The sequence below is a fragment of the Bradyrhizobium sp. SZCCT0148 genome (assembly GCF_018129985.1).
Classification (GTDB): Bacteria; Pseudomonadota; Alphaproteobacteria; order Rhizobiales; family Xanthobacteraceae; genus Bradyrhizobium; species Bradyrhizobium japonicum_H.
On record NZ_JAFCKT010000014.1, the window covers coordinates 87,452 to 112,400 of the forward strand.

At 56.7% G+C, this 24,949-nt stretch carries 20 protein-coding genes; 19 read left to right on the plus strand and 1 reads right to left on the minus strand.

Features of this window, described 5'->3' with window-relative positions:
* The first annotated feature begins 883 nt into the window (after window positions 1-883).
* From JQ580_RS28750 to JQ580_RS28760, 3 genes are read left to right on the plus strand one after another with little or no spacing between them, the layout of a single operon-like run.
* Window positions 884-2,842 carry a hypothetical protein gene (locus JQ580_RS28750; RefSeq protein ID WP_212283954.1) on the plus strand — a complete coding sequence of 653 codons (1,959 nt, stop codon included), beginning with the start codon at window positions 884-886 and terminating at the stop codon, window positions 2,840-2,842.
* On the plus strand, window positions 2,818-3,282 hold the full coding sequence (locus JQ580_RS28755) for an acyltransferase (protein ID WP_212283956.1): 465 nt from the start codon (window positions 2,818-2,820) through the stop codon (window positions 3,280-3,282). Before JQ580_RS28750 ends, JQ580_RS28755 begins: the two co-directional genes overlap by 25 nt.
* Window positions 3,279-4,376, plus strand: a complete 1,098-nt coding sequence (locus tag JQ580_RS28760; protein ID WP_212283958.1) for a DegT/DnrJ/EryC1/StrS family aminotransferase — start codon at window positions 3,279-3,281, stop codon at window positions 4,374-4,376. Before JQ580_RS28755 ends, JQ580_RS28760 begins: the two co-directional genes overlap by 4 nt.
* Window positions 4,377-4,655: 279 nt before the next feature.
* Here the strand turns inward: JQ580_RS28760 and JQ580_RS28765 are convergent, their stop codons facing one another.
* Complete coding sequence (locus JQ580_RS28765; protein ID WP_212283961.1) at window positions 4,656-6,656, minus strand: acyltransferase family protein; 2,001 nt, start codon at window positions 6,654-6,656, stop codon at window positions 4,656-4,658.
* Between the two features lie 161 nt (window positions 6,657-6,817).
* Between JQ580_RS28765 and JQ580_RS28770 the strand changes: the two genes are divergently transcribed.
* From JQ580_RS28770 to JQ580_RS28845, 16 genes are all read left to right on the plus strand, one after another.
* Window positions 6,818-8,710 carry an ABC transporter ATP-binding protein gene (locus tag JQ580_RS28770; protein WP_283814005.1) on the plus strand — a complete coding sequence of 631 codons (1,893 nt, stop codon included), beginning with the start codon at window positions 6,818-6,820 and terminating at the stop codon, window positions 8,708-8,710.
* Between the two features lie 723 nt (window positions 8,711-9,433).
* Window positions 9,434-10,447, plus strand: coding sequence for a Gfo/Idh/MocA family protein (locus JQ580_RS28775; protein WP_212283965.1), 1,014 nt, complete (start codon window positions 9,434-9,436; stop codon window positions 10,445-10,447).
* 23 nt (window positions 10,448-10,470) lie between these two features.
* Window positions 10,471-11,409 carry a Gfo/Idh/MocA family protein gene (locus tag JQ580_RS28780; protein ID WP_212283967.1) on the plus strand — a complete coding sequence of 313 codons (939 nt, stop codon included), beginning with the start codon at window positions 10,471-10,473 and terminating at the stop codon, window positions 11,407-11,409.
* Window positions 11,410-12,855 (plus strand): hypothetical protein, encoded by a 1,446-nt coding sequence (locus JQ580_RS28785; protein WP_212283969.1) that lies wholly within the window; start codon window positions 11,410-11,412, stop codon window positions 12,853-12,855.
* The gene (gene hisH / locus JQ580_RS28790; RefSeq protein WP_212283971.1) at window positions 12,852-13,469 is read left to right on the plus strand and encodes an imidazole glycerol phosphate synthase subunit HisH; all 618 of its coding nucleotides are present in this window, start codon (window positions 12,852-12,854) and stop codon (window positions 13,467-13,469) included. The genes JQ580_RS28785 and hisH (JQ580_RS28790) overlap by 4 nt, the downstream gene beginning before the upstream one ends.
* Window positions 13,463-14,224: an AglZ/HisF2 family acetamidino modification protein gene (locus tag JQ580_RS28795; RefSeq protein ID WP_212283973.1), complete on the plus strand. Its 762-nt coding sequence runs from the start codon at window positions 13,463-13,465 to the stop codon at window positions 14,222-14,224. The genes hisH (JQ580_RS28790) and JQ580_RS28795 overlap by 7 nt, the downstream gene beginning before the upstream one ends.
* 109 nt (window positions 14,225-14,333) lie before the next feature.
* Window positions 14,334-15,476, plus strand: a complete 1,143-nt coding sequence (locus JQ580_RS28800; protein WP_212283975.1) for an N-acetyl sugar amidotransferase — start codon at window positions 14,334-14,336, stop codon at window positions 15,474-15,476.
* Window positions 15,477-15,581: 105 nt separating this feature from the next.
* Entirely contained in the window at window positions 15,582-16,820 is a 1,239-nt protein-coding gene (locus JQ580_RS28805; RefSeq protein WP_212283977.1) for a glycosyltransferase family 4 protein, read from the plus strand.
* A 164-nt stretch (window positions 16,821-16,984) separates the two neighbouring features.
* The gene (locus JQ580_RS28810; RefSeq protein WP_212283979.1) at window positions 16,985-18,301 is read left to right on the plus strand and encodes an N-acetyl sugar amidotransferase; all 1,317 of its coding nucleotides are present in this window, start codon (window positions 16,985-16,987) and stop codon (window positions 18,299-18,301) included.
* Window positions 18,302-18,326: 25 nt separating this feature from the next.
* Window positions 18,327-19,088, plus strand: coding sequence for an imidazole glycerol phosphate synthase subunit HisF (hisF, locus tag JQ580_RS28815; RefSeq protein WP_212283981.1), 762 nt, complete (start codon window positions 18,327-18,329; stop codon window positions 19,086-19,088).
* On the plus strand, window positions 19,088-19,735 hold the full coding sequence (gene hisH / locus JQ580_RS28820; RefSeq protein WP_212283983.1) for an imidazole glycerol phosphate synthase subunit HisH: 648 nt from the start codon (window positions 19,088-19,090) through the stop codon (window positions 19,733-19,735). The genes hisF and hisH (JQ580_RS28820) overlap by 1 nt, the downstream gene beginning before the upstream one ends.
* Window positions 19,736-19,747: 12 nt before the next feature.
* Window positions 19,748-20,449: an acylneuraminate cytidylyltransferase family protein gene (locus tag JQ580_RS28825; RefSeq protein WP_212283985.1), complete on the plus strand. Its 702-nt coding sequence runs from the start codon at window positions 19,748-19,750 to the stop codon at window positions 20,447-20,449.
* The gene (neuB, locus tag JQ580_RS28830; RefSeq protein WP_212283987.1) at window positions 20,446-21,477 is read left to right on the plus strand and encodes an N-acetylneuraminate synthase; all 1,032 of its coding nucleotides are present in this window, start codon (window positions 20,446-20,448) and stop codon (window positions 21,475-21,477) included. The genes JQ580_RS28825 and neuB overlap by 4 nt, the downstream gene beginning before the upstream one ends.
* Window positions 21,474-22,610, plus strand: a complete 1,137-nt coding sequence (gene neuC, locus JQ580_RS28835; protein ID WP_212283989.1) for a UDP-N-acetylglucosamine 2-epimerase — start codon at window positions 21,474-21,476, stop codon at window positions 22,608-22,610. The genes neuB and neuC overlap by 4 nt, the downstream gene beginning before the upstream one ends.
* Entirely contained in the window at window positions 22,600-23,223 is a 624-nt protein-coding gene (locus JQ580_RS28840; RefSeq protein ID WP_212283991.1) for an acetyltransferase, read from the plus strand. The genes neuC and JQ580_RS28840 overlap by 11 nt, the downstream gene beginning before the upstream one ends.
* Before the next feature lie 10 nt (window positions 23,224-23,233).
* A complete protein-coding gene (locus JQ580_RS28845) occupies window positions 23,234-24,706 on the plus strand; it encodes an aminotransferase class I/II-fold pyridoxal phosphate-dependent enzyme (protein ID WP_212283993.1) in 1,473 nt (490 codons plus the stop codon).
* Window positions 24,707-24,949 lie beyond the last annotated feature (243 nt).

Genomic DNA, 24,949 nt, shown 5'->3' on the forward strand with positions numbered 1-24,949 from the left:
ATCTACGATACCAATGGTAGCCATGCATGGACTTATCAGGTCTTTGGCTACGATTTCGAAGATCGACTAAACCACCTCACCGTAAAGAACGATAACGGGACTTCGACCGTTACAGACTACAACTCTGCCCAGATGCATAACTTCAGAATGGCGGTGTCGCAGTACGACAGCTCAGATCATCTGACATCGGTGTCGATCTATCCCAGCGATGATGCAAATCATTCACTTTTCGTGACCACCTATGATCCGCAGCATGTGCGGAGCTGGAAAGACGCCATCTCCGGCTATAACGCAATTGGACAACTTGAATACGTCACTGTCGAAAAATACGATGGGACATCAGCCTACACCAAGTATTCAGGAGCGGATACGACGGTGTATAACTATGCGGCTGACGGGCATCTGGTGAGCATTGCTCACGCGGGCGTCATCGTATATGTCTGAACGCTCCGGTCGAGCCCATGATTGCAGGTTAGAATCTTTGGTTATACGCCAGCGAGTACTGATTGTTCGGCGATGCAGTCTTTGTGCGGCATCATCGGACGTCCTGTGTGCACTGTGGGACGAAACGGGCGAAGTCGAGGGCAGACTGAGTGAATCGCGGTTCCCTCTAAACTGCTAAAACAGCTGAGAGCCGTCGGGCGCGAGAGCTGTAAGGTCCAGCCGGCCTACAATCGGGGGCGCAAGGCAAGCGTCGATTTTGTGGCGGTTCGGGGTGACGTCGGACAGCTCTATGATCGAAGTCCCTCACGGTTATCAGGAAATTGCCCATCGCGCTAAATCCGACGCGCCCATCTGGTCCAACGATGCGAAACAGCCCAAAGTAACGCGCTCAAGGAGGCAAGCTGGAAATCGCGGCTAGGCGAGAATTCCAAGGGCTATCGTGAGCGCAAGGTTTGGCGGCAATTCAGGCGCAAGAGCCTTAATTTTGCGAGCTAACCGTGCACAAGAGAGCGAACTTGCGATTCACGCCGCAGTTGACCTGCTAAGCCCGTTGAAGGCCGCAAAGTTCCTGAGACAAAATATGACAACCAACGATTTTAATTCTCACGGCCAGGCGCGACGTCTTAAGATCCTATTCTACGTAGATTCCAGCGCAATGCAGGCACACTGCTTAACCGCTGCCGAGCTGATGAGAGAGCAGCTTCCGGTAGATATTACATTCATGATCGTGGATGCAGGCAAGTATCTCGATGAAGCAATGAAAGAATACCAAATCTATGACCATTCAAGTCTATTCAGGGTCGGTCGTGCATTTGCTCGGGTCTGGCCAATGGAAAAACCAGGCGGAGGTTTCGCAAGCCGTCCACGCAACTTGCGGAGGAGCCTATCGCTGCAGTCGGCGCTCAGAAAAATGCGGATACACTTAGGAGGCTTTCAGGTCGTCCGGTTGCCGGGGCTGTTTTTATTCATGATAACTTTTCGAGCCCTCGTACTCGCCCAGAATGCGAAACGCCGACTGCACCAGCAATTCCACGGAAGGAAGGCATTCTGGAAGCCATCCGGAGATCCGCGCATTGCATCGTCCTATGTGGCGTGCCGTGGCCTGCTGCACTCAATGCTCGTGTTCCTTATTCTCTTTCTGCGCGGGGGGGTGGGATCTATTCAAAGAACGGTGCAACGCGCACAATCTGGGCTGCGAGATGTGTTGTCTGGACTGTTGCTGAAGACCAAAGTGGGGCAGTCGTTTCAGCAACTGATGCGTCTGCTTCTGGCTGCGAGAGGCGTAGAAAAGTTTCTCGAAGTCGTACAGCCGGATTTGATCGTGCTGCCGGAGGATAATGTCGAAACGCTGTCAACGATCTTTGTAGCAAAAGGTCGACGACTAAATATTCCCAGTATGATCATTCCATTCACCATTCCGAACCCGCTCGAGCCAGCACGCTACTATCATGATAATCCCCTGTATCAAGCGCGTGGGCCAATTGCACGGCGGCTCGTCCGGCGGCATCCCAAATGGCGATTCTATCACGAGGGCAGGGATTTACTTCGTCAACCCGCCATCAAGGCATCATGTCAGGAGTTTCTTGGATTGTCGTCTCCTGCTCCATGGGTTTTGAATCGTGGTTATGCGGTCAGCATAGCTCTTGATAGCGAGGCGCAACGTGACCTTTATATAAAGCTGGGATTTCCCGTCGAACAGCTTAAAGTCATCGGTGACATGAACGGGGCGATGTTTCATCGCGTTCGAAGTCACAAGCAGCAGTTTGCTGAAGAAATTTGCTCAAGGTATGGATGGCCATCGGATCGGCCCCTGATTCTTTGCGGCTTTCCGCCCGATCAGTATCAAGGCACCGATACAAGTAGATTTGAATTTCCCGATTATGATGCACTCGTTGAGGCTTGGATGACAAGCTTTGGACTTGTCGGTGATCGGGCCAACATTCTGGTCAGGCCGCATCCGCGTATTCCCTTGAAGCGTCTCTCGGCCTTGGAGGGTCCGAACGTCAGAGTATTGCTTCAACCCACAGCTGAATTGATTCCAATCTGCGACCTTTACGTCGCGTCGATATCTGCGACAATTCGGTGGGCCATCGCGTGTGGCGTTCCTGTTATAAATTACGACACATATCGCTATCGTTACGCCGATTACGACTCCGCTGCAGGGGTTCTTGGTGTAGAGGATGTAAGAGAATTTCGGTCTCTGCTGCAGCGTTTCATCGACGACGAGAAATTCGCGGCGGATCTGAAGGTGCGACAGCGTGGCGTCATGAACTACTGGGGGCAATTGGATGATGGGGCCGGGCGACGGCTGTCAGCTTTGGTCTTAGCCGCGATTGCTGGTGCCGGCCGTATCAAACCCGATGAGGAAAGGCGATGGGACTTGAGATCCGTCGAGTAGAAATCCTGGATACGACGTTTGGCGCACGGGTCGTGGTGACTGAGCCTTGCAATCTTTATGGCTGCACGCTTGGTGACGACGTTTTCGTCGGCCCCTTCGTGGAAATTCAGAGGCAAGTGCTCATTGGCGCGCGATCGCGTATTCAGTCGCATTCGTTTATATGTGAACTCGTTACCATCGGCGAAGATTGTTTCATCGGCCATGGTGTTATGTTCATCAACGACGATTTCAGCAGCGGCGGACCAGCTCGAGGCGACAGGTCGCTCTGGAAGCAGACCAGCATCGGTAACAATGTCTCGATTGGTTCGAACGCCACCATCCTTCCGGTAAAGATTTGCGATGGCGCCGTGATCGGCGCAGGCGCAGTTGTTGCACGTGATATCACCGAACGGGGAATTTTTGCCGGAAATCCCGCTCGCAAAATCCGGAACATCTCGTGATAAAGTTTCTCGATCTCCAGGCGCAATATCTGTCTATCAAAGGCGAGCTTGACGCTGCGGTTGCGGACGTCATTCAAAATGCAGCTTTCGTCGGAGGCCCGTACGTCCGAGCATTCGAACAGGACTTCGCGAAATGGACTAAGGCGCCATATTGCATTGGCGTTGGCAACGGTACCGATGCACTGGAAATTGCAATCGAAGCCTTGGGTCTGCCAGCAGGTTCCGAAATCATTGTGCCGGGAAACAGCTTTATTGCAACCTCGGAGGCGGTTAGCCGCTGCGGTCACCGCGTGATCTTCGCCGACGTCGATCCGGATTGTTATACGCTCGATGCGGAAAGCGTCCTCGCGAAGCTGACGGCGCGAACAGCCGCTATCATTCCGGTCCATTTGTACGGGCATCCCTGCGACATGGCTTCGCTAAAGCAGATCGCGCTGGAACGCGGGTTAAGGATTGTCGAAGATTGTGCACAGGCCCACGGAGCCGAATTCGACGGTCGCCGGGTCGGCACGATCGGCGACGTCGGGACTTTTAGCTTTTATCCTGGAAAGAATCTCGGGGCCTACGGAGATGCCGGGGCGATTGTAACAAACGACGAGGTGCTGGCGCGGAAGATGCGGATGATTGCCAATCATGGGCGGATCGCGAAGTATGACCATCAGTTCGAAGGTCGCAGTTCGCGTCTCGACGGGCTCCAAGCCGCAATCTTGAATGTCAAGCTGCGACATCTCAATCGCTGGACGGAGCATCGGATCGCGATTGCAGATCGTTATCTCGACCGTCTGCGTGACATTTCCGGACTCACACTCCCCGTACGCAAGATCTGGGCGAGGCAAGTTTATCATCTATTCGTTGTGCGAACGGAACAACGCGATGGGCTGGCGGCGCATTTGCAAGCGATGGGAGTCCAGACCGGAATTCATTATCCGATTGCATTGCCAAAGCTTCAGGCTTACGCAACATCCGGCCAGGCAGACGAGGATATGTTTGTCAACCGCAGCGACGCGCAATTGCTAAGCCTTCCGATCGGAGAGCACATGACAATGGACGACGTTGATATTGTCGTGGCGGCCGTACGCAATTTTTTCAAGTAAGAGATTGAATCCGGCAGGTCCTTGCTAAGACTGCCGCTCATAGGTTAAGCGAGAAAAAGGGCATGTTGGCCAATCGTGCATTCGAAAAAGATCAGCAGCGAGTTTTGTGTCGAACAAAAGTCAATCCTGGTTCGCAGGACTGGCGTCTGCACCAATCCGACAGCAGGACAATCGGTAGGTCTATCCGCTGGCTCTTCGTTTTAGGCCGACGCCTCGGGGGCGGCGATGCCTTCGTTACACGGATATCCTCGCCCAAAGCTTCAGTGGTTAGGGTTAGCTCTATTGCGGGAAGACAATTTTCTTGGCGCTGGAAATTAGCTTGTCGGCTCCTTGTAGACTAAGATGGTCAGTATCGGTGTAGTAGACCACGTCGCCTTCGTGAGTGACACACCTGTCTCCATGGCAAAAAACAAGGTGGGGATAGATGGGGATGAACATGCGATCTGGACTAAGTTCTTTTGCCAAATCAAGGACAAGTCTGTGTCGTTCCAAGTATACTGATAGAGAAGTCGTTAAGGGGGCTCCTCCTCGCGCAACAAGCTTGGCGAGCGTCTTGGGTACGTGCCATCCGACTTCAGGAACGGGCAAAATATAGTATATCGTAATTCCGTTGGCTAAGAGCTGCCGAATTGTTCGCCTCAATTGCGCAACGACTTCTTGAATTCGTTCATCATTACTTCCAGTGAAGCCCAATGGAGCAACTGGGAAAGGATCGCCCGGTTCGACGCCGCCTTCCAGGTTGTTGAACCGCGTCCCGAGGATGTAGGCCGTGCTCCGGTCGTTTATAATGACACGAGAGATCTTCTGTTTCCGTATGGCAGCGAGTGCTTCCTCGACAAACTGGCTGCAACTGGAATTGCCGTTTTGCTCTGCGACGTTTTTGATGAACGGGCATCCGGCGTTTGTGTACATCAGTGCGGACGCTGATTGTTGCCTAAGCAAGCGATCAAGCGGAATTGTTAGTGTCTCGGCGTGGCTATCGCCAAGAATCGCAAATGAAGGCGATACGTTTGAATCTCCGATTTTGCAGGCGTCTGCGACGCTCCGCCTCGTACAGGTGCGACCATTGATCGACATGAGACCCCGCTCCGGGCGCAGCTCCAGCAAGGCGAGCTGTTCTGCGTCGAACCGGCCAGGCAGCCCGTCTTTGTAAACGACCACTCCGGCGACACACGTGAGCGCCAATCCCGCAATTGTTGCGACAGAGGCAAATCTTTTTGACGAAACGGAGCCGGTTCTCCAAGGTTGCTCAACATATCGCCAACTGAGAGCTGCTGCTAGGATCGCCAACATCGAGAGCAGAAGAAACGTGCCTTCGCCAGGATTGTTGAGTGAATAATTTCTCGCAAAGGCAAAAAGTGGTTGGTGCAGCAAATATAGCGAATATGAAATCGCACCGACGCCGGTCAAAGCTCTATGACCGAGTATGTAAGACACCGGTCCGTCACGACCGGAGATGATAAGCACTGCTCCCACAACAGCAACGATAGATCCAGTGTTGAGACTCCACCCGAGGAAGAAGCACGTAAATATCGCAAGCATTCCGAAGAGGGGCGCAACAGCTCTAAGTCTGCTACGTGGTCGGCCGAACTTCGACTCGAGGTATGCGAGAATTGCGCCGACAAGCAGTTCCCATGCTCTGTATGGAAACAGGTAAAATGCGGCTGCCGGATCGACGCCTTTGGCTCGTATAGCGAGGAAGAGTGAAGCAGCGGCTGCTACCCCCAAGAGCCATGGGATAGCTCTCCGAGAGTATCGCCATGTGACCGCTAAGCTAAGTGGGAAGATGAGATAAAACTGTTCTTCTACCGATAGCGACCACAGATGGAGAAGGGGTGTCAAGTCGCCCGGCTCCGCAAAGTAGTCGGTTCTACGATAAAAGAAGATGTTGGCAACAAAGAAAACACATGCCCGTAAGCTTTCCGCAAAGTCTATCAAGGCTTGAGGGGGGAGCAGGGCTACGGCGAAGACAAGGCTTCCGGCTAGCGTTCCAAACAACGCAGGCAAAATTCTTTTCGCTCGCCTTAGCCAGAAGTCAAGAAGCGAGAAAGTGCCCTTTTCCAATTCAGCGAAGACGAACCTGCCAATTAGATATCCCGATATAACAAAAAAGATATCCACCCCAAGGTAGCCGTTTCGTACTGCTGGCGCGCCGAAGAGGCTAAAATGGCCGTGATGAATGATCACTGCGAGGACAGCGATGGCGCGCAATCCGTCAATTTCAGGCCTGTAACGAGCTTCACTGAAAGGAAGCCCGGCTTTCTTTGCAATACCGGTCATATTGTTTGCTGAGAGTGGGCTTGGGCACCTTAACCTAACGTGCCACGAAGATTGCTTCGTCTACGGACTCGCCACTTGCCGTCACTCTAGGTCCACCTGATCGTGCGCTAGATGGTAGTTGACGCATTGGCAGGCGTCAGTCAATTGTTCCTTTCGCTTCAATGGAACGGGGCATTCATGGATTTGGGGGGATTCGATGGAGTGGCAGTTTGAGAGCTAGAATAGCTTCACGAGTTCGGAAGTACGGCGAAGTCTTTTCGCTTATTCGGCGCCATGCTGCTGGGCATTTTGGCTTATTGTCACTATTCGTATTGCTCGCTGTGTTTGGAACGTTGACCGAGAGCGTTGGCGTTTTTTTGCTTATACCACTGCTTCAAACGATGGGAAAAGAGAACGTTTTTGCTAACGTTCCCCTCCTGGGATGGCTTTCTCGCATCTTTGATGTCTTGCCCGTCGACAAGCGGCTGCTATGGGCTGGCGGGCTGATGCTAATAATCGTGCTCTTGCGAGGCGTGGTGCAATTCGCGCAAGAGTTTGTTGGATACGTAATCCCGCATCGTGTCGACTTCGCGCTCCGCCTTCGCGCTTACTCAATCTTCGTCAGAACGAGCATGAAGTTCGCCGACGAGGTGGGTGCCGGCGAGGTTTCGAACCTAACCACCAATCAACCTGCACGAATTGGGATCGCTCTACGTTTTGTTGCGACCTTGGTTGCCAACATTGCGGTATTGTTGAGCTATATCTTGGTTCTGACCCTAGTGTCTCCCATTCTTTTGGTCACCGCTGTCGTCTACGTCGCGTTGGCATCGCTGCTTTTCAGGGGGCTGACAACTAACTTAGTTCATAGTGTCGGTCGCGACGTGTCCGAGGCCAACGCTCGCTTTGGTCAGATTTTGTATGAAACAATAAACGGAGGAAAATTGATCCGCCTCGCGGGCGCTACTCCCGAAGTGTTGCGTGGATTGGAAAAGTCACTACTTCAGCTTGAGCGTGCGCGCGACAAAGTTGTCGCGGTGGAAAACATGACCATTCCGTTTTTCAGCACGGTGGGTGGCCTCCTCATCTGTGCAATCGTGATGTTGATAGGTACGCTGAGAGCAGAGAGCGCCGCCCAAGAAATTGGAGTGGTCGTCATCTTCTTCGTCTTGCTGCTGCGCATCCTTTCGCCTCTCAGCATAATAAACATCTCACGCAACAACATTATTATCCATTTGGATGCGTTTCGGAATTTCGACGCTTTTCTTGCGAGGGCCGAGCAGGAGCGCGAAATTGATGGGCATGCTCAGATCGAGAACTTCGCGAAGGAGATACGCTTCGATCGCGTTAGCTTCGCATATGGAAAGGGGCAACAGGGCAATGCTCTTGAGCAGGTGAGCTTCGTCGTACCCAAGGGGCAGCTGGTCGCTATCGTCGGGCCGTCCGGAGCTGGGAAAACGACAATCGTAAACTTACTGACCCGACTCTATCGGCCTGATTCAGGCAGTGTGAAGATCGATGGAACCGATCTAAACAGTCTGGCCATCGAATCGTGGCGGCGCCTACTAGGCGTTGTCACTCAGGAAACGTTGGTGACCAGCGATACAATCAAAGCCAATCTTTGTTTTGGACTTCGGGGAGAGGTTTCAGACCAGGAGTTACAAGCTGCCGCACGACTGGCGGCTATCGACGACTGGATTGACAGCTTGCCAGAGGGTTACAACACCCGCATGGGCGATAGAGGGACTCGTCTTTCCGGAGGGCAGCGGCAGCGTGTTGCCTTGGCTCGGGCGTTTCTTCGGGCCCCTGAGGTCCTGCTATTAGATGAAGCCACAAGCGCGTTGGATACGCTGACCGAACAGGCAATTCAAAAACAACTACAAAATCTATCGAAGGAGCGTAAAACCATTATCGTTATTGCCCATCGTCTTTCGACTGTGAAACGGGCGGATACTATCGTGGTCCTAGAGAATGGACGTGTTGCCGAAACGGGGAATCACCACGCTCTTCTGGAGCTAAAAGGCCTTTACTCGAAGATGATAGAGTCCCAGTCCTTTGAACATGACCAAGCAGAGTAGCCAGCTGGCCAAGCGACGATCGATAAAAGCAGGTTTATTATTTGTCGTCTGATGTACCAAGCCGCGTTAGCTTAATGCCAATCGCGATCGAACGGGCGACGGTCGTTTGTCCAGCAGGGCACTCTTATTTGGCGCTGCCACGCTAGTTGCATCATCGTGGAAGTGTTAGGTGCAAGAAAGCGAGGCGCTTACTACTGTTTCCTGCCGCAGCTCTACTCGCAACTCTTGAATTTACTCGTTCCGGGGCGTTGATTGTCTGATTGTACTACGCTAAACCGCGCTCGTCGCTTAGACCCTCGAACTGACATGTCTGCGGTTGTCACAAGATCGCACTAAACATGGGATGGGCGCGACGGAGTTGTAAACCTTCGAGTTTGATGAGAGCGATGCGGAGGCGCTACTCTGCATTAGCCTCAGTTTTTCGTTGCATTTTGAAGGGCCGATATTAAGCAGGCACTGTCTTGGACGGCAGTCTGCTAGCTTAGCATCATGGCGCGTCGGCTTCGTAGGCCCCCCGCGGCTAGCGCTCTCCAGGGACCGTAAGGGGCTGTGCGACCCGGTGGAATTTCTTTTGTTCCCGCTGAGCCAGCGATATTGCAATGAAACACGTCAGACGGCAAACATCAAACGCACGGCATAACGAGGCGCGTAATAGGGAAATTTCTGTTACTCTCGTTTTGCTGCGTCCCGCACTGAAGTGCGTGTCCTGATCAGGAGAATTAGATGAAACTATGTGTGATTGGCGCAGGGCGCATGGGCCGCCGGCACATATTTGCAGCTCGTAAGGTTGGCTTCAGTCTGGCCGGGATTTTCGACAGTTCACCCGAGGCACTTTTAGCGACCATAAACGAGTGTAACGTTGAAGAGTCTTTGGTTTTTGCAGATGTGCAGATGATGCTCGATACCGTGGCCCCCGACGCGGTTGTGGTGTCAACGACTGCGCCGAGCCATTGCGATTATGTCTTGGCGTCAGTAGCGGCAGGGGTACAATACATCCTTTGCGAGAAGCCGATGGCGTCCTCGTTGGAAGAGTGCGACCGCATGATCGCGGCGTGCCGCGGGGCTGGGGCAAAGCTGGCGATCAACCACCAGATGCGGTTCATGGAGCAATACATCGATATCAAGGCGCTGACGGAGACGCCGGAATTCGGCGGATTGCGGTCCATGGTCGTCACCGCGAGCAATTTCGGTCTCGCTATGAACGGTTGTCATTACTTCGAGGCCTTTCGCTACCTGACCAACGAAGAGGTGACGGAAATATCTTGCTGGTTTGACCCGAACGCGGTCCCCAATCCCAGAGGACCGCAGTATGTCGACCGCTCCGGGCAATTGCGCGGCATTACGGCGTCTGGGGGACGGCTGATCATCGAGCTTGGGGCCGACCTCGGGCACGGCATCGAGGTTATTTACGGATGCCGAAATGGGCAAATCCTGGTTGACGAGCTGGCTGGATTCGTTCGCGGCATCCATCGGTTGCCCGAATACCGCGACCTTCCGACCACCAGGTACGGAATGCCAGCAAAGGAATTTCAACGCAAGATCGCCCAGGCGGACGTGACCAAGCCGACGGAAGACCTTTGGCGCGCGATGCTTTCGGGTGACCTATACCCCACCGGCGAGAACGGGCGGCATGCCATTGCTGTGCTGGTGGCCGCAAACCTTTCGGGTGAAAGCGGCGGCCGCACGGTTGTTCTCGGAAACGGATTGCCGATCGAACGCAAATTCATGTGGGCCTGAGGAGACTGGATTTGGCTTCCGGATTGAAAGTCGCCTTCGTCGGCGCGGGTTATATGGCCGAGGAGCACATGCGGGCCTTCGCCGGTCTGCCCGACGTGACCATTGCCGGTGTCTACAGCCGTACCCGCGAACGCGCCGAGAAGCTCGCGGCCGTTCATGGCACCAAAGTCTACGAGTCCGTTTCCGATCTCTACAGCAAGACGCAGGCGGACCTGGTCGTCGTGACGGTCATCGAACTCTCGATGGCGGAGGTCGCGGCCGCCTGTTTCGAGCATCCATGGACCGTGCTGCTCGAGAAGCCTGCCGGCTACGATCTTGCCGATGCCACTCGGATTCGGGACGCAGCCGATCGCAACGGGCGTCGCGCATTCGTGGCCTTCAATCGCAGGGCCTACTCCAGCACGCGGCAGGCGCTCGAGCTGCTCAAGGGCAGCTCGTCGGAGAGGTTCATCAAGGTTATCGATCAGCAGGACCAGCAATCCGCCATGCTGGTGAACAAGCAGCCCGAACTTGTGGCGCGGAACTACATGTTCGCCAACTCGATCCATTTGATCGACTACTTCCGCGTTCTGGGCCGCGGCGAAGTCGCGAGCGTCGAGCCAATCGTGCCCTGGAAGCCGGAACGGCCTGGACTGGTTTTGGCGAAAATCAACTTTAGCAGCGGCGACGTCGGGCTCTATGAGGGAATCTGGAACGGTCCCGGACCCTGGATCGTCACCGTCAACACGCCGGAGCAACGCATCGAGCTGCGACCGCTGGAGCGGGTTTCCGTCCAGCTGCGAGGTACCCGGGCCGTCACCGCCCCGGATATCGACGCCGACGATACCGCCTACAAGCCGGGATTGCGTTATCAGGCCGTGCAAGCGATCGCAGCGACGCGCGGCCAACCGGCCAACCTGGCCACCATTGGGGATTCCTGGCACTCCATGAAGCTGGTCGCGGATATCTTCGGCCTGAGATGAATGGCGTCATCCCCGTCACCCCGGTCGGAAGCTGAGGTCGCCGCTGTTCTGGAGGAGTTTGAGCGGCGTCACCGGGTGTTCGGGCTGACGATCAGAGGGATATCGCTGTGGCGGATTCTCCGGTTCGAGATTTCCTTCACCTTGCAAAATCTCGGGCTGTCGCGCCCGATGGCTTCCAAGCGCGAAATACTGGCGAGCATGTTTTCCGCCGTCAGACAATTATTCTTTGCGCCGCGCGGCATTCAATATCTCGGAGCCACCATGAGTTCGGCGCTGCGCACGTTCGATGGACGTGGCTGGCGCGATATCTACTTTGATCCCATCATCGATGGGATCGGTGGTGGCGGAAAGATGCTGTATGTCGATGCGCCCGGCTTTGAGCAACATGCCAAGGGCGCAGTTCGTCAGCCGGTCTTCAACGACACCTCGGTGGTGGCGCTGAGTGCCGTTCTGGGGCGCATCTTCGGGGTGCGCGGCCATGACGATGTTTTCCAGACGCTGTCACGAACCATCGTCAACGATCTCGGCCTGCCCGAATTTACGGCAGAACGAATTCGCCGCAAATACAGCGTCCTGATCTGGCGGAGCTGGCTCTATCGCATCGTTCTGCGGCGGCTCCGGCCCGGTTGCGTCATGATCCCGAACTCCGGGCAGTTCGCACTGTTTCTGGCGGCGCGCGCGCTCGGCATTCCCTTTGTCGAAATGCAGCACGGTATCTTCAGCGAAAACCATCCGGATTCACTTCCCGCCGAGGCGCTCGAATTCGATCAAGGTGCGATGCTGTTGCCGGACTTCCTGACGGTCTATGGTTCGTGGTGGGGCGACCTGTTGAAGGATTCGGCGCTGGGCCGGCTTGGTCGGATTCGCGAGGTGGGCGCTTCATGGATCGAGTCCGCCCGGGCGCTGCGCCAGCGTCAATTCTCGACCGATCCGGACCGGCCGGTTGTGACACTGACGTCACAGGGAACTGGCGTGGAGCAATTGGCTGATTTCGTCGCAGCGTTCCTCAAACTCTATCCGGCCCCCCTGCAATTCAATATCCGGCTACATCCGGGCTATGAGATCGGTACAAACCACTATGAAAGCAGATTTTCCGCAGATGACCGGGTAAAGCTGTGGCCTGGCAACTCCAGGCCGGATACGTTCGAGATGATCGCCATGTCCGACCTGCACCTAAGTGTTTCCTCGGCGTGCCATTACGAAGCGCTGGGGATCGGCACGCCGACCGGGGTTCTGGCGTTGCCCGGACACGAACTGGTGCTCGACCTGGTGAGACGCAACGACGCCGCCTTGGTGGACAATCCCGCCGCGCTGGCCATGATGGTCGAGAACCGTGCTTGGCCCACGGTGTCGAACCGCGTTTCGGACCAATATTTCCGTCGCGGCCACATCGAGAACATCAGGGCGCTTCTTGCCGAATGCGGCGACATAGGGAAGAGCAAATGATTACGATCGTCGATTATGGGACTAGCAACCTGGGATCGATGCAAAACATGCTCAAGAAGATTGGCGCAGCCTCCAGGATCGCGGCATCGCCGGACGATCTCGACGGGGCCAGCAAGATCATCGTGCCCGGGGTTGGTTCGTTCGATGCGGGCATGGGCAAATTGCGGGAATCCGGTATGATCCCGGTGCTGAATCAAAAGGCGCTGGTCGACCGGATTCCGACCCTTGGGGTCTGCCTCGGGATGCAATTGATGACGCGGAGCAGCGAGGAGGGCGTGCTGTCCGGTCTCGGCTGGATCGAGGCCGAAGCCGTCCGGTTCAATCAGAACGGGGATCCCGGTCTTAAGGTCCCGCATATGGGCTGGAACGAAGTTGTTCCCGCCAAGGCTTCCGCGCTCACCGCGAATTTTCCCGCCGATGCGCGGTTTTATTTTGCCCATTCGTATCACGTGAAGTGCAAAGTGACGGAAGACGTCCTGCTCGAGGTGTCCTATGGCGCCGGTACATTCACGGCGGCATTCGAGCGCGGCAATTTGTTCGGAGCGCAGTTTCACCCGGAAAAGAGCCACCGCTTCGGAATGGCGTTCCTTAGGAATTTTGTAGAGCGATGCTGAAGACCCGCGTCATTCCCGCGCTGCTGCTGCGTGGTGCCGGCCTCGTGAAGACGACCGCGTTCAAAAATCCGGTCTACGTTGGCGATCCCATCAATGCGATCCGGATATTCAACGAAAAGGAAGTCGACGAACTCGTGCTGCTCGATATTGCAGCGTCTCGCACCGGCAGGGGACCCGCATTCAGCACCATCGAAAGCATCGCCAGCGAATGTTTCATGCCGGTCGCCTACGGCGGGGGAATAACTACCATCGAGCAGGTGCGCAGGATACTGGGCCTGGGTGTCGAGAAGGTCGTCATCAATGCCGCCGCGCTGGCCGATCCGCAATTCGTGCGCGCTGCGGCTGATGAATTCGGCAGCCAAGCGATCGTGGTATCGATGGATGTGAAACGCAAGCTGCTGGGCCGCTATGAGGTCTATGGCGACAGCGGAACGAGGTCCACAGGGCACCAGCCGGTGGCCTATGCTCGGATGATGGCCGAGCTTGGCGCCGGTGAAATTCTGCTTACCGCGATCGATCGCGACGGGACCATGAAAGGTTACGACATCGAACTGGTGTCGAAGGTCGCGTCGGCGGTCGGCATTCCCGTGATCGCCTCCGGCGGCGCGGGCACGATCGCCGATTTGGGCGTCGCGTCGAAACAAGGTGGCGCCGCTGCGGTCGCGGCGGGAGCGATGTTCGTGTTTCACGGCCCTCACCGCGCCGTGCTCATCACCTATCCCTCACATGCCGAACTGTCGGCGGTCCTCGGTTGAAACGGACCGGCGCAAGACTTGCGCGCCCGATGAGTCCGATCTGCGCCAGGCAGGCCAAAAGATCAGTATTTCTCCAAGTGCCCGATTGCTTTAATTAGGGTAAGCCGCCATGAATCCGGCGTTGTGTTCAAGAGGGACCGAGAGCGTGACAGTCTGCACGAGATGCATCATGGATACGACCGATCCGGACATCTCGTTCGATGCGGCGGGTGTCTGCAATCATTGCCACCGCTATGAGGGTGTTGCCCGTCAGCGGATCATCCCGCCGGCCCAGCGCCAGGAGCGTCTCGCGCAACTGGTTGCCGAAGTGAAACGGGCGGGCGAGGGAAAGCCGTACGACTGTGTCATCGGGGTCAGTGGCGGCGTCGACAGCACCTATGTGGCGTGGGTGGTGAAGGATCTAGGATTGCGACCGCTGGCGGTCCATCTCGATAATGGCTGGAATTCCGAACTTGCCGTCGCCAATATCGAGAAGACGCTCAACAAGCTCGGTATCGATCTCTATACCCATGTCATCGATTGGGAAGAATTTCGGGATCTTCAGATTTCATTCCTGAAGGCTTCGACCCCTGACGGCGAGGTGCCGACGGATCATGCGATTTTCGCGCTCCTGTACAAGATCGCCGCGAAACACGGGCTCAAGCACGTCATCACCGGCACCAACGTGATATCAGAGGCGATCCTTCCGGAGAAATGGGGCTATGGATATTTCGACTGGTCCTACGTGAAGGATGTTCACCGCCGTTTTGGATCTGCGAGGCTTTCGACCTATCCTCATTTCTCTTTGCTGGATCTGTTTTACTACGTTTTTCTCCGCCGCATCCGGATGGTCTCGGTGCTCAATTTCATCGACTACAACAAGAACCAGGCGATGAATATTCTGCAGAACGAACTAGGCTGGGTCTATTACGGCGGCAAGCACTATGAATCGATCTATACGCGGTTTTATCAGGCCTATCTGCTGCCGCGTAAATTCGATATCGACAAGCGCAAGGCGCATTATTCGAATCTCGTGCTGTCCGGCCAGATGACGCGGCCCGACGCGGTCGAGGCCATGAAGGCGCCGGTTTATCCCGCCGATCTTCTGGAGGAAGACCGTCAATACGTCATCAAGAAGTTCAATCTGGATGCGCAGCAGTTCGAAGCGATCATGACCCTGCCGCGCAAGACTTTCCTGGACTATAAAAACAACCGCGACGTGTTTGCATTCGCCAAGCGGCTGGTAAATTCGTCGCGGCGATTGATCGGATGACATGAAAGACTTCCAGAGCCAGTTCGGGTTTGCGAAACGATGCGCTGATCGTGCCGCATACCGCTATCTGTCTGCGCGCAGTATGGCGGCACTGAAGAACGTGTCATGAGGGTCCTCTACATTCACATGACGGGCGCTTTTGCTGGCGGTTGCCGCAGCCTTTATGAGGTCGTGCGCGCGTTGCCCGCGGGCGCCGTTGAGCCGGTATTCGTGGCGCCGCGCGGCAGCATTCATGCCTTCCTGTCCAGGCTTGGAGACATGATCGAGACGGCCGGGATCAGCCAGTTCGACAACACGCGGTACGGCTATTATCGCGGACTGCGCTGGCTGGTGCTGCTTCGTGAAATCGCTTTGGTGCCGTCGACGATCGCGGGGCTGTTGCGGGCCCACCGCCAGTGGAAGTCGGTCGATCTGATCCACATCAACGAGATCACCGGCTTGCTGCCGTGGCTCCTTGCCACGCGCCTGTTTAAGGTGCCGGTCGTCGTGCATGTGCGTTCGGTCGTCAGGGATGACCGGGAATCCCTTCGAACCCGCTGGATCTCCCGGATGTTGCGAGATCGGGCGAGCGCGGTCATTGCCATCGATGAAAACGTGCGGGCCAGCCTGCCGCCGGATCTGCCGGTCGATGTCATTCACAACTCGCTGTCACTGGATCCTCCGGAGAAGTCGGCTGCCACGCTGGCCGACCAGCTCAGGCTGAAACCGGAGTCGTTCAAGGTTGGATTTGTCGGCAATCTGTTGCGTGTGAAAGGCATTTTCGAACTGATTGAGGCTGCGCGCCTGACGCGGGACCGCGGCCTCAATGTCGAGTTCGTCATCGTCGGCGGTGATGCAAGCGGCTCCAATACGCTGAAGGCCCGTATCCTGAACCGGCTGGGGATCGGACAGGACGTGGGTACCGAGGTAAAAGCCAAGATCGAGGAATATGGATTGGCCGATCGCGTCCACATGGTCGGCTTTATGGCAAACATTGCACGGGCCTATGCCTGCATGGACGTTCTGTGCTTTCCGTCGCACTACGATGCTCCGGGTCGCCCGATCTTCGAGGCCGCCTTCCTCCGGGTTCCCAGCATTGCCGCGGTCAGGAAGCCGCTGGCGGACACGTTGGTCCACGGCGTGACCGGGTTGGCGGTTCCACCGCATGATGCTCAGGCCCTGGCGGATGGCATCGCCACGGTCGCGTCCGACCGTGCGCTGGCGGCGCGGATGGGCGAGGCGGCCTATGAGATGGCCGTATCCAATTTCCAAGCCGTCAAGAACGCCGCCAAGCTCCTGGAGGTCTATCAGCGGGTGACCGGGGCGTCTCTCGCCTGCCGACCGAAAGGCCGCCTAAAGTCCTAGATCATTGGACAAAATCGGCTATTTTGCTCTGCAATAATCCATTGGTTTTTCCGCCTCCAATAGCTTAAGAAGCGGCGCAATCCCGAAATCTGGTAGCTTGCGACCGGCGCGGTTGTTGGCTGCGGACAGACGGCCACGATGCTGGCGAGTTAGAGGTTTCCCGAATGGAAAAGATTCAGGCCCCAAAAGAAATAGACAAGTCGCTCTTTGCGCCGGACGCGACAAATCTGACCACCCGATTCGGCCTTCCGAAGAAAGTCGTGTTTTGCAAGCGGTGTGTCATTTCCAACCAACGGCCAAATTCGGCGGTCGAGTACGCCCACACCAAGGACACTCAGAAGAAAACCATCTTTTTTGACGCCGAAGGTATCTGCGACGCCTGCCGCTTTGCCGAGAAGAAGAATGCGACAATCGATTGGGATGAGCGCGAGCGCCAGTTGCGCGATCTGCTCGATCAGCATCGCAGCCGCGACGGCAAGTATGATTGCATCCTGCCGGGATCGGGAGGAAAGGACAGCTTTTATGCCTCCCACATCCTGCGCACCAAATACGGCATGCACCCGCTCACGGTCACCTGGGCGCCGCATATCTATACCGAATGGGGCTGGAAGAACTTCCAGAGCTGGATTCACGCCGGCCACGACAACATGCTGATGACGCCCAACGGCCGCGTGCACCGGCTGCTGACGCGGCTGGCGGTCGATCTCCTGTTCCATCCGTTCCAAGCCTTCATGTTCGGACAGAAGTCACTGGCGCCCAAGATGGCGCTGCTGCACAAGATACCCTTGGTGATCTACGGCGAGAACGAAGCCGAGTACGGCAATCCGATCGGCGATACCGATACGGCCAAGCGCGACTGGTCCTATTTCACCTCCGACGACCAATCGAAAATCTATCTCGGCGGGGTTTCGATCGCCGACCTGAAAAACCAGTTCGGGGTGGAGCATCAGGACTTGCTGCCCTATCTGCCCGCCGATCCCAACGAGATCGAGCGGCAGAAGGTCGAGGTGCATTATCTCGGCTATTATCTAAAGTGGCATCCGCAGAGTTGTTACTACTACGCGGTCGAGCACGGCGGTTTCCAGGCCTCGCCGGAGCGAACGCCGGGCACCTATAGCAAGTACAACAGCATCGACGACCGCATCGATGACTTCCACTACTACACCACCGGGGTGAAGTTCGGCATCGGCCGCGCGAGCTACGACGCATCGCAGGAAATTCGATCCGGCGACATCGACCGAGAGGAGGGCGTCGCACTGGTCAAGCGTTTCGACCACGAATATCCGTCACGTTTTGCCGAGGAGATCTTCCGTTATCTGAGCATTCCCGAGAAGGAGTTCCCGGAGGCGAGTAAGATGTTCGAGCATCCGATCATGACCGAACAGTATTTTGCCCGCCTTGCCGACAGTTTCCGTTCCCCCAATCTGTGGAAGTGGGTCGGCAACAACTGGCAATTGCGTCATGCGGTGTGGGAAGAATAAGTCCGGATCTGGCGGGTAATCCGACGTGAGCAACCTCAGAATCATTCCTCGGCTGGACATCAAGGGGAAAAACCTCATCAAGGGCGTCCAGCTCGAGGGCTTGCGCGTCATGGGAGACCCGCAGGAGTTCGCGCTCGACTATTACCGTGCCGGCGCAGACGAACTGGTCTACATGGACATCGTCGCCAGCCTATACGGGCGGAACAACCTGAGCGACATCATCCGGCGCGCCGCCGATCAGGTCTTTATTCCCATAACCGTCGGCGGCGGGATTCGCTCGGTCGATGATGCCAGGCACATCCTGCGGTCGGGGGCTGACAAGGTTGCCATCAATACGGCGGCCATTGCCCGTCCGGAGCTGATTGGTGAAGTTGCGCGCCATTTCGGCTCCCAGGCGATGGTTTTGTCGATTGAGGCTAAGCAGGTCGCGCCTGGCAAATGGGAAGCCTACACCGACAATGGCCGAGAGCGGACCGGGCTAGACGTCCTGCAATGGGTCCAGCGTGGCGTGGAAATGGGGGCCGGCGAGATTTTGTTGACCTCGGTTGACAGGGAAGGCACCCGAAAGGGGTTCGACATCGATTTGATCAGCCAGGTCAGCAGGCTGGCGACGGTTCCCGTGATCGCCAGCGGTGGAATGGGCAGCATCGTGGACTTCCTGAAACTGGCCGAATCGGCCCGGCCCGACGGGATTTCCATGGCCGATACCTTGCACTATAAGCGCGTGCAATTGGGTGACATCCGGGCTGCCGCGTTAAAGGCCGGATTGGCTGTCAGGCAGGTTTAATGGCCAAGAAGATCACATTGCTCGACTATGGCATGTGCAACATGCTGAACGTCGCCCGCGCGCTGGAGCACGCGGGCGCCGACGTCCATGTTACCGAAGACCCTAGGGATGCCGTGGCCGCCGAGCGGCTGGTGGTTCCCGGGGTCGGGGCCTTCTCCGAATGCATGCGTGCGGTCAACCGTCTCGGCCACGGCGAAGCCATCCATCAATTCGTCAGGTCCGGGCGTCCGATGCTCGGCATCTGCGTCGGCATGCAGATCCTGTTCGAGGCCAGTGAGGAGTTCGGCGAGACGCCGGGCCTCGGTATTCTGCCCGGACGCGTGCGGATGATTCCCAACACCGATACCGATGGCGTCTCGCAGCGCGTACCGCATATCGGCTGGAATTATCTGATCGAGCCGCAGGCCGGCCGCAGCTGGGAAAAAACCCTGCTTGAGCCCTTCGGAACCGAAAGCCCGGCGGTGTATTTCGTGCATTCGTTCGCCGCCCAGCCCGCGAACGACGATGACCGGCTTGCCGATTGCAACTATGGCGGTCACCGCATCAGCGCGATGGTCAAACGCGACAATGTCACCGCGACTCAATTTCATCCCGAGCGCAGCGGAACGGTCGGGTTGCGAATGCTGAAGGAATTCCTCTCACGGTAGCGTGGTTCGCACGTGAAGACGCTGGCTATCATCCCGGCTCGCGGTGGTTCAAAACGCTTGCCTGGCAAGAACACGAAGAGCTTTCTCGGCGTGCCGCTGATTGCCTGGTCTATCCGCTTTGCCCAACGGCAGCAGCGGTTCGACAAGGTCATCGTCTCCACCGACGCCGAAGAGATCGCTGATGCGAGCCGGGCCGAAGGCGTCGATGTACCATACCTGCGGCCGGCGGCCCTTGCCACCGACACGGCGACCTCCGCGGCGGTGGCGCTCGACATCCTGGCCCGGGAGCGGCAAATCGGAAACAGCTTCGATCTGGTCGCGTTGCTGCAACCGACCTCGCCGGTCCGCGAGCCGCCACGCTGGACTGAAGCTTTCGCCCATATCGATCGCGGCGTCGCCGATGCTGTGATCGGCGTGGCGCCGGCCCATCCCCATCCGAATCATGCGTTCCATTGGGAGCAGGGCGGCAAACTGCGACCGTTCGCCGAAGGCAAACAAATCACCTTGCGGTCGCAGGAACTTCCGCCTGTGGTCTATATCGCCGGCAACATGTACCTGATCCGCTCGACTGTGCTAGAAGCGCAGGGAGGTTTTTTCCCTCCCCGCACGGTCGGAGTGCTCTGCGACCAGCCTTGCGAGGCGGTCGATATCGATACCGAGGCAGACTGGGTCGCCGCTGAGGCCCTGGCAAAACATTACGGCAAATCGCCATGAAGACCTTTATCATCGCCGAGGCCGGCGTCAATCATAACGGCGACGAGAAAATGGCCGTGGAATTGGTCGAAGCCGCCGCCAAAAGCGGCGCCGATGCGGTCAAGTTCCAGACCTTTTCCGCCGACAAGCTGACGCGCAAGGGCGCCGAAAAGGCCGAGTATCAGAAACAGGCGACCGGCGACGGCGACCAGCATAGCATGCTCAAGGCGCTTGAGATGTCGGAGGGTCTGCACCGGCGCTTGTTCGCACGCTGTACCGAACTCGGTATCGAGTTCATGTCCACGGCATTCGATGACGAATCGCTCGATTTTTTGGTCGCGCTCGGCATCAAGCGCATCAAGGTCCCCTCCGGCGAAATTACCAACGCGCCGCTGCTCCGGCACATGGCGTCCAAGGGTTTGCCGCTGATCGTTTCTACCGGGATGGCTGAACTCGAGGAAGTTGTCACCGCTATCGAGATCATCCGCGCGGTGCGGGAGAGCCGTGGTTTCGCCGAGCGGATCGGCGACATCGTGACCCTTCTGCATTGCACCTCAAACTATCCGGCCGAAAGCGCCGACGTCAATTTGCGGGCCATGAACACCATGGCGCGAGCCACCGGCCTGCCGGTGGGATACTCCGATCACACGCTGGGCCTTGCGGTCTCGACTGGCGCCGTCGCGCTGGGTGCGAGTGTCATCGAAAAGCATTTTACGCTTGACTCCGGGCTACCCGGCCCCGACCACAAGGCCTCCCTCGAGCCCAATCACCTTGCAGCGTTGGTGCGGCAAATCCGCGATATCGAGCAAGCTCTGGGTTCCGCTATTAAGGCCCCGACGCCCTCCGAATTGCCGGTGCGGGATCTGGTGCGCCGGAGTGTCACCGCCATCCGTGCGCTCGATGCGGGCGTCCCAATTGTCCGACAAGACGTTGCCCTAATGCGGCCAGGGACCGGTATCCCGCCGATCGGCCTCGACAAGGTAATTGGGATGAGAACGGCGCGCGCGATCGCGGCGGGAGAGACGCTAGTCTGGTCGGACCTCGCATGAGACCTCGCAAAGTTTGCTACATCACAGGCACTCGCGCGGATTTCGGCCTGATGCAGTCGACCTTGCAGCGTATCCACGCTTCAGACACCTTTGAGCTATCGATTATCGTTACCGGAATGCACCTGATGGTGGAACATGGCTTCACCGTTAGGCAGATCGAGGAGGCGACTCTGCCGATCGTGGCACGCGTAACAGTTGAGACAGGTGTACCGTCCGGCGCACTCATGGCCAGCAACATAGGACGTATGCTGATCGGTTTCGTCAGTGCACTCCAGGCGATTCAACCGGACGTGGTTCTTGTACTAGGGGACCGCGGGGAAATGCTGGCCGGAGCGCTAGCTGCGATGCATCTCGACATCCCCGTCGCCCATATTCATGGCGGAGAGCGATCTGGCACTGTTGACGAGCCGGTACGACACGCAATTTCGAAGCTAGCCCATTTTCATTTTGTCGCAACTGAGGAGAGCAGGGAGCGGCTGGTCCGCATGGGCGAGGCTGCCGATCGCGTTTCTGTCGTCGGTGCGCCTGGACTGGACGATGTGAACAATATTATTCTGGTCAGGCGCGAGGACCTCTGCCGGCGCGTCGGTTTCGATCCACACGGCCTGGTCGGCCTCTTCGTCTACCACCCCGTGCTGCAGGAGGCCGCCTCTTCCGAAGAACATGCGAGGAATATCGTTGATGCCATGCTGGCCAAGAACCTTCAGGTCGTTGCGCTAAGGCCCAATTCGGATGCAGGAAGCGCAGGGGTGAGGCGGATGCTAGAGAACCGTGCCGCCGCAGGCGAAATTTATCTGGCGACCAATTTGCCTAGAAATGAGTTCTTGTCTTGGTTAGCCAAGACGAATCTGATGGCGGGTAATTCAAGTGCCGGCATCATCGAGGCCGCGAGTTTTGGAACGCCTGTCGTCAACGTCGGATCACGGCAGAACCTGCGTCAACGCAACTCGAATGTCTTCGACTGCACTAGTGATCGCAACGATCTCGATCGTGCAATCGAGGCCGCGCTCTCATCACCGCGGTTCGACGGGACCAATGTCTATGGCGATGGTCAAGCGGGCGAACGCATTATCAATCTGCTTGCCGGAATCGATCTTGCCGGCGCTTCTTCGGCGAAGACCAATGTCTATTGAGCGTTATCTTCTGGTTGGAGCGGGCGGCCACGGCATGGTGGTTCTCGATGCACTGCAGTGTCGCGAGCCGCAGATCAATGTTTGCGTAGCAGACGAAGCCGCCAGCCGGGTAGGCAAGAGGTTTCTGGGGCTAACCATCGAACGTTTAGATGCGACCATCAACAGGACCGCACAGCGCTTTCATGTTTCGATCGGCCGCAACGACGTTCGAGCTAGAATCTTCGAGGCGTTGAAAGCGCGCGGTGGATTGCCATCGACCATTGTCCATCCGAGCGCGACGATCGCCCGAGACGTTGACCTCGCAGACGGTGCGTTCGTGGCCGCTCGAGCCGTTATTGCGCCCGCAGCGACTGTCGCTGAAGGTGTGATAATCAACCATTCCGCGATCATCGATCATGAATGCCAAATTCGGAGTCACTGCCATGTTGCTCCAGGTGCAACACTGGCTGGCAATGTGCGGCTTGGATTGCGAGTTTTCATTGGCGCGGGAGCAAATATACTTCCGGGCATCACGATTGGCGACGACGCAACAATTGGCGCCGGTGCCGTCGTTACGGTAGATGTTCCCCCTGGCACAACTTATGCGGGTGTGCCAGCCCGCAAAATCCGCTGAGGACTGTTTCATGGATATTTCGGGAATTTGCATTACACGCCAATCTACCCTGCGCAATGCGCTCGACATGCTTGATCGCAGCGGTCTTGGCGTCTTGCTCCTGGTCGAGAATGACCGCAAATTCGAGCGTACGGTGACGGATGGCGATCTGCGTAGGCTCCTACTCGAGGGCGCTTCGCTCGAGCAGACGCTCGTAAGCATATCGGAGCGCCAGTCCATCGTTGTTCAAGAAAATCGAACCCGACGAGCTGCGCTCGAACTGATGCAGAAGCACACCATAGATCATCTTCCTGTGGTGGATGTTTCAGGCCGGGTCGTCGATCTTATAGAGCGCCGAGGCATTGACGAGCAAATACTGCTTTCAACACCGCACATGGGAGAGGCTGAACGAAATTATGTGGAAGAGGCGTTCCGAACGAATTGGATTGCTCCTCTGGGGCCGAACGTCGATGCCTTTGAGGCGGAGCTTGCGGAGTTGGTTGGGGCGAATAGTGCCGTTGCGCTTAGCTCGGGCACCGCCGCGATCCATCTTGCTCTTGTGCTCTTGGGCGTCGGTGCCAGAGACTGCGTTTTCTGCTCTTCGCTGACTTTTGCGGCGAGCGTAAATCCGATTGTTTATCAAAACGCGGAACCTGTGCTGATCGATTCCGAACCAAATAGTTGGAATATGTCGCCCATCGCGCTTGAACGAGCGCTAGAGAACGCGCGCAAAAATGGTCGGCTGCCAAAGGCGGTCATCGTAGTCAATCTTTACGGTCAAAGCGCAGACATGGAGCCCATAGTGGCGCTTTGTGAAAAGTATAGGGTGCCGATGGTGGAGGACGCCGCGGAGTCGCTCGGCGCAAAATATCGGGGCAGGCATTCAGGTACTTTCGGAAGGCTTGGTATCTATTCATTCAACGGCAACAAGATCATTACGACCTCAGGTGGAGGTATGCTGGTCACATCCGAAAAGGAGTTGGCCAATCGAGCTCGTTTTCTTGCGACACAGGCACGCGACCCCGCTCCCCATTATCAGCATAGCGTAATCGGCTACAATTATCGGATGAGCAACATTCTTGCGGGTGTCGGAAGAGGTCAACTCAAGGTGCTCGATGAGCGCGTTCAAGCGCGTCGCAACATCTTCCGGCGGTACCGCGAGGCATTCGCGAATGAAAGCTGGATTGAACTTATGCCTGAGCCGGAATGGAGTTATTCCACGCATTGGATTTCGGCAGCGTGCTTGGCCCCGGGTTCACGGTTAACTGGCCAGTCACTAGTCCGACATTTGTCAGATGAATTCATCGAGGCGCGTCCAATTTGGAAACCGATGCATCTCCAGCCGGTTTTCGCGTCGTGTGTCTTCTTCGGCCATGGTAATACCAATATATCAAATGACATCTTTGAGCGTGGAATTTGCCTTCCGTCAGGTTCCAACCTCACCATGCAACAGATCGATAGAGTCGCCGATGCGGTGTTGAAGATTGGTAGACGTTTGGCGTAGGCCTCTTGGCTGCCGTTCTGCGTCGCTTCTCCCCGGTGTGCAGAGGCGCACGATGTTGAGCATTTTGCCGCGACGGCTCAGTTGAGCCAGGCGATCGATTTACGCGAGCGTGGTTGGTAAGGAGGTCGACGACCATACCCTGAGCAGGTTTATGGGTGACAATTATGCGGAGTGGAGGGTGGCAAGCTAGGCCGCTACCGAGGCCGGACTGGTAAAGCCGTCAGCTTTTGAGTAGTGGTGGGT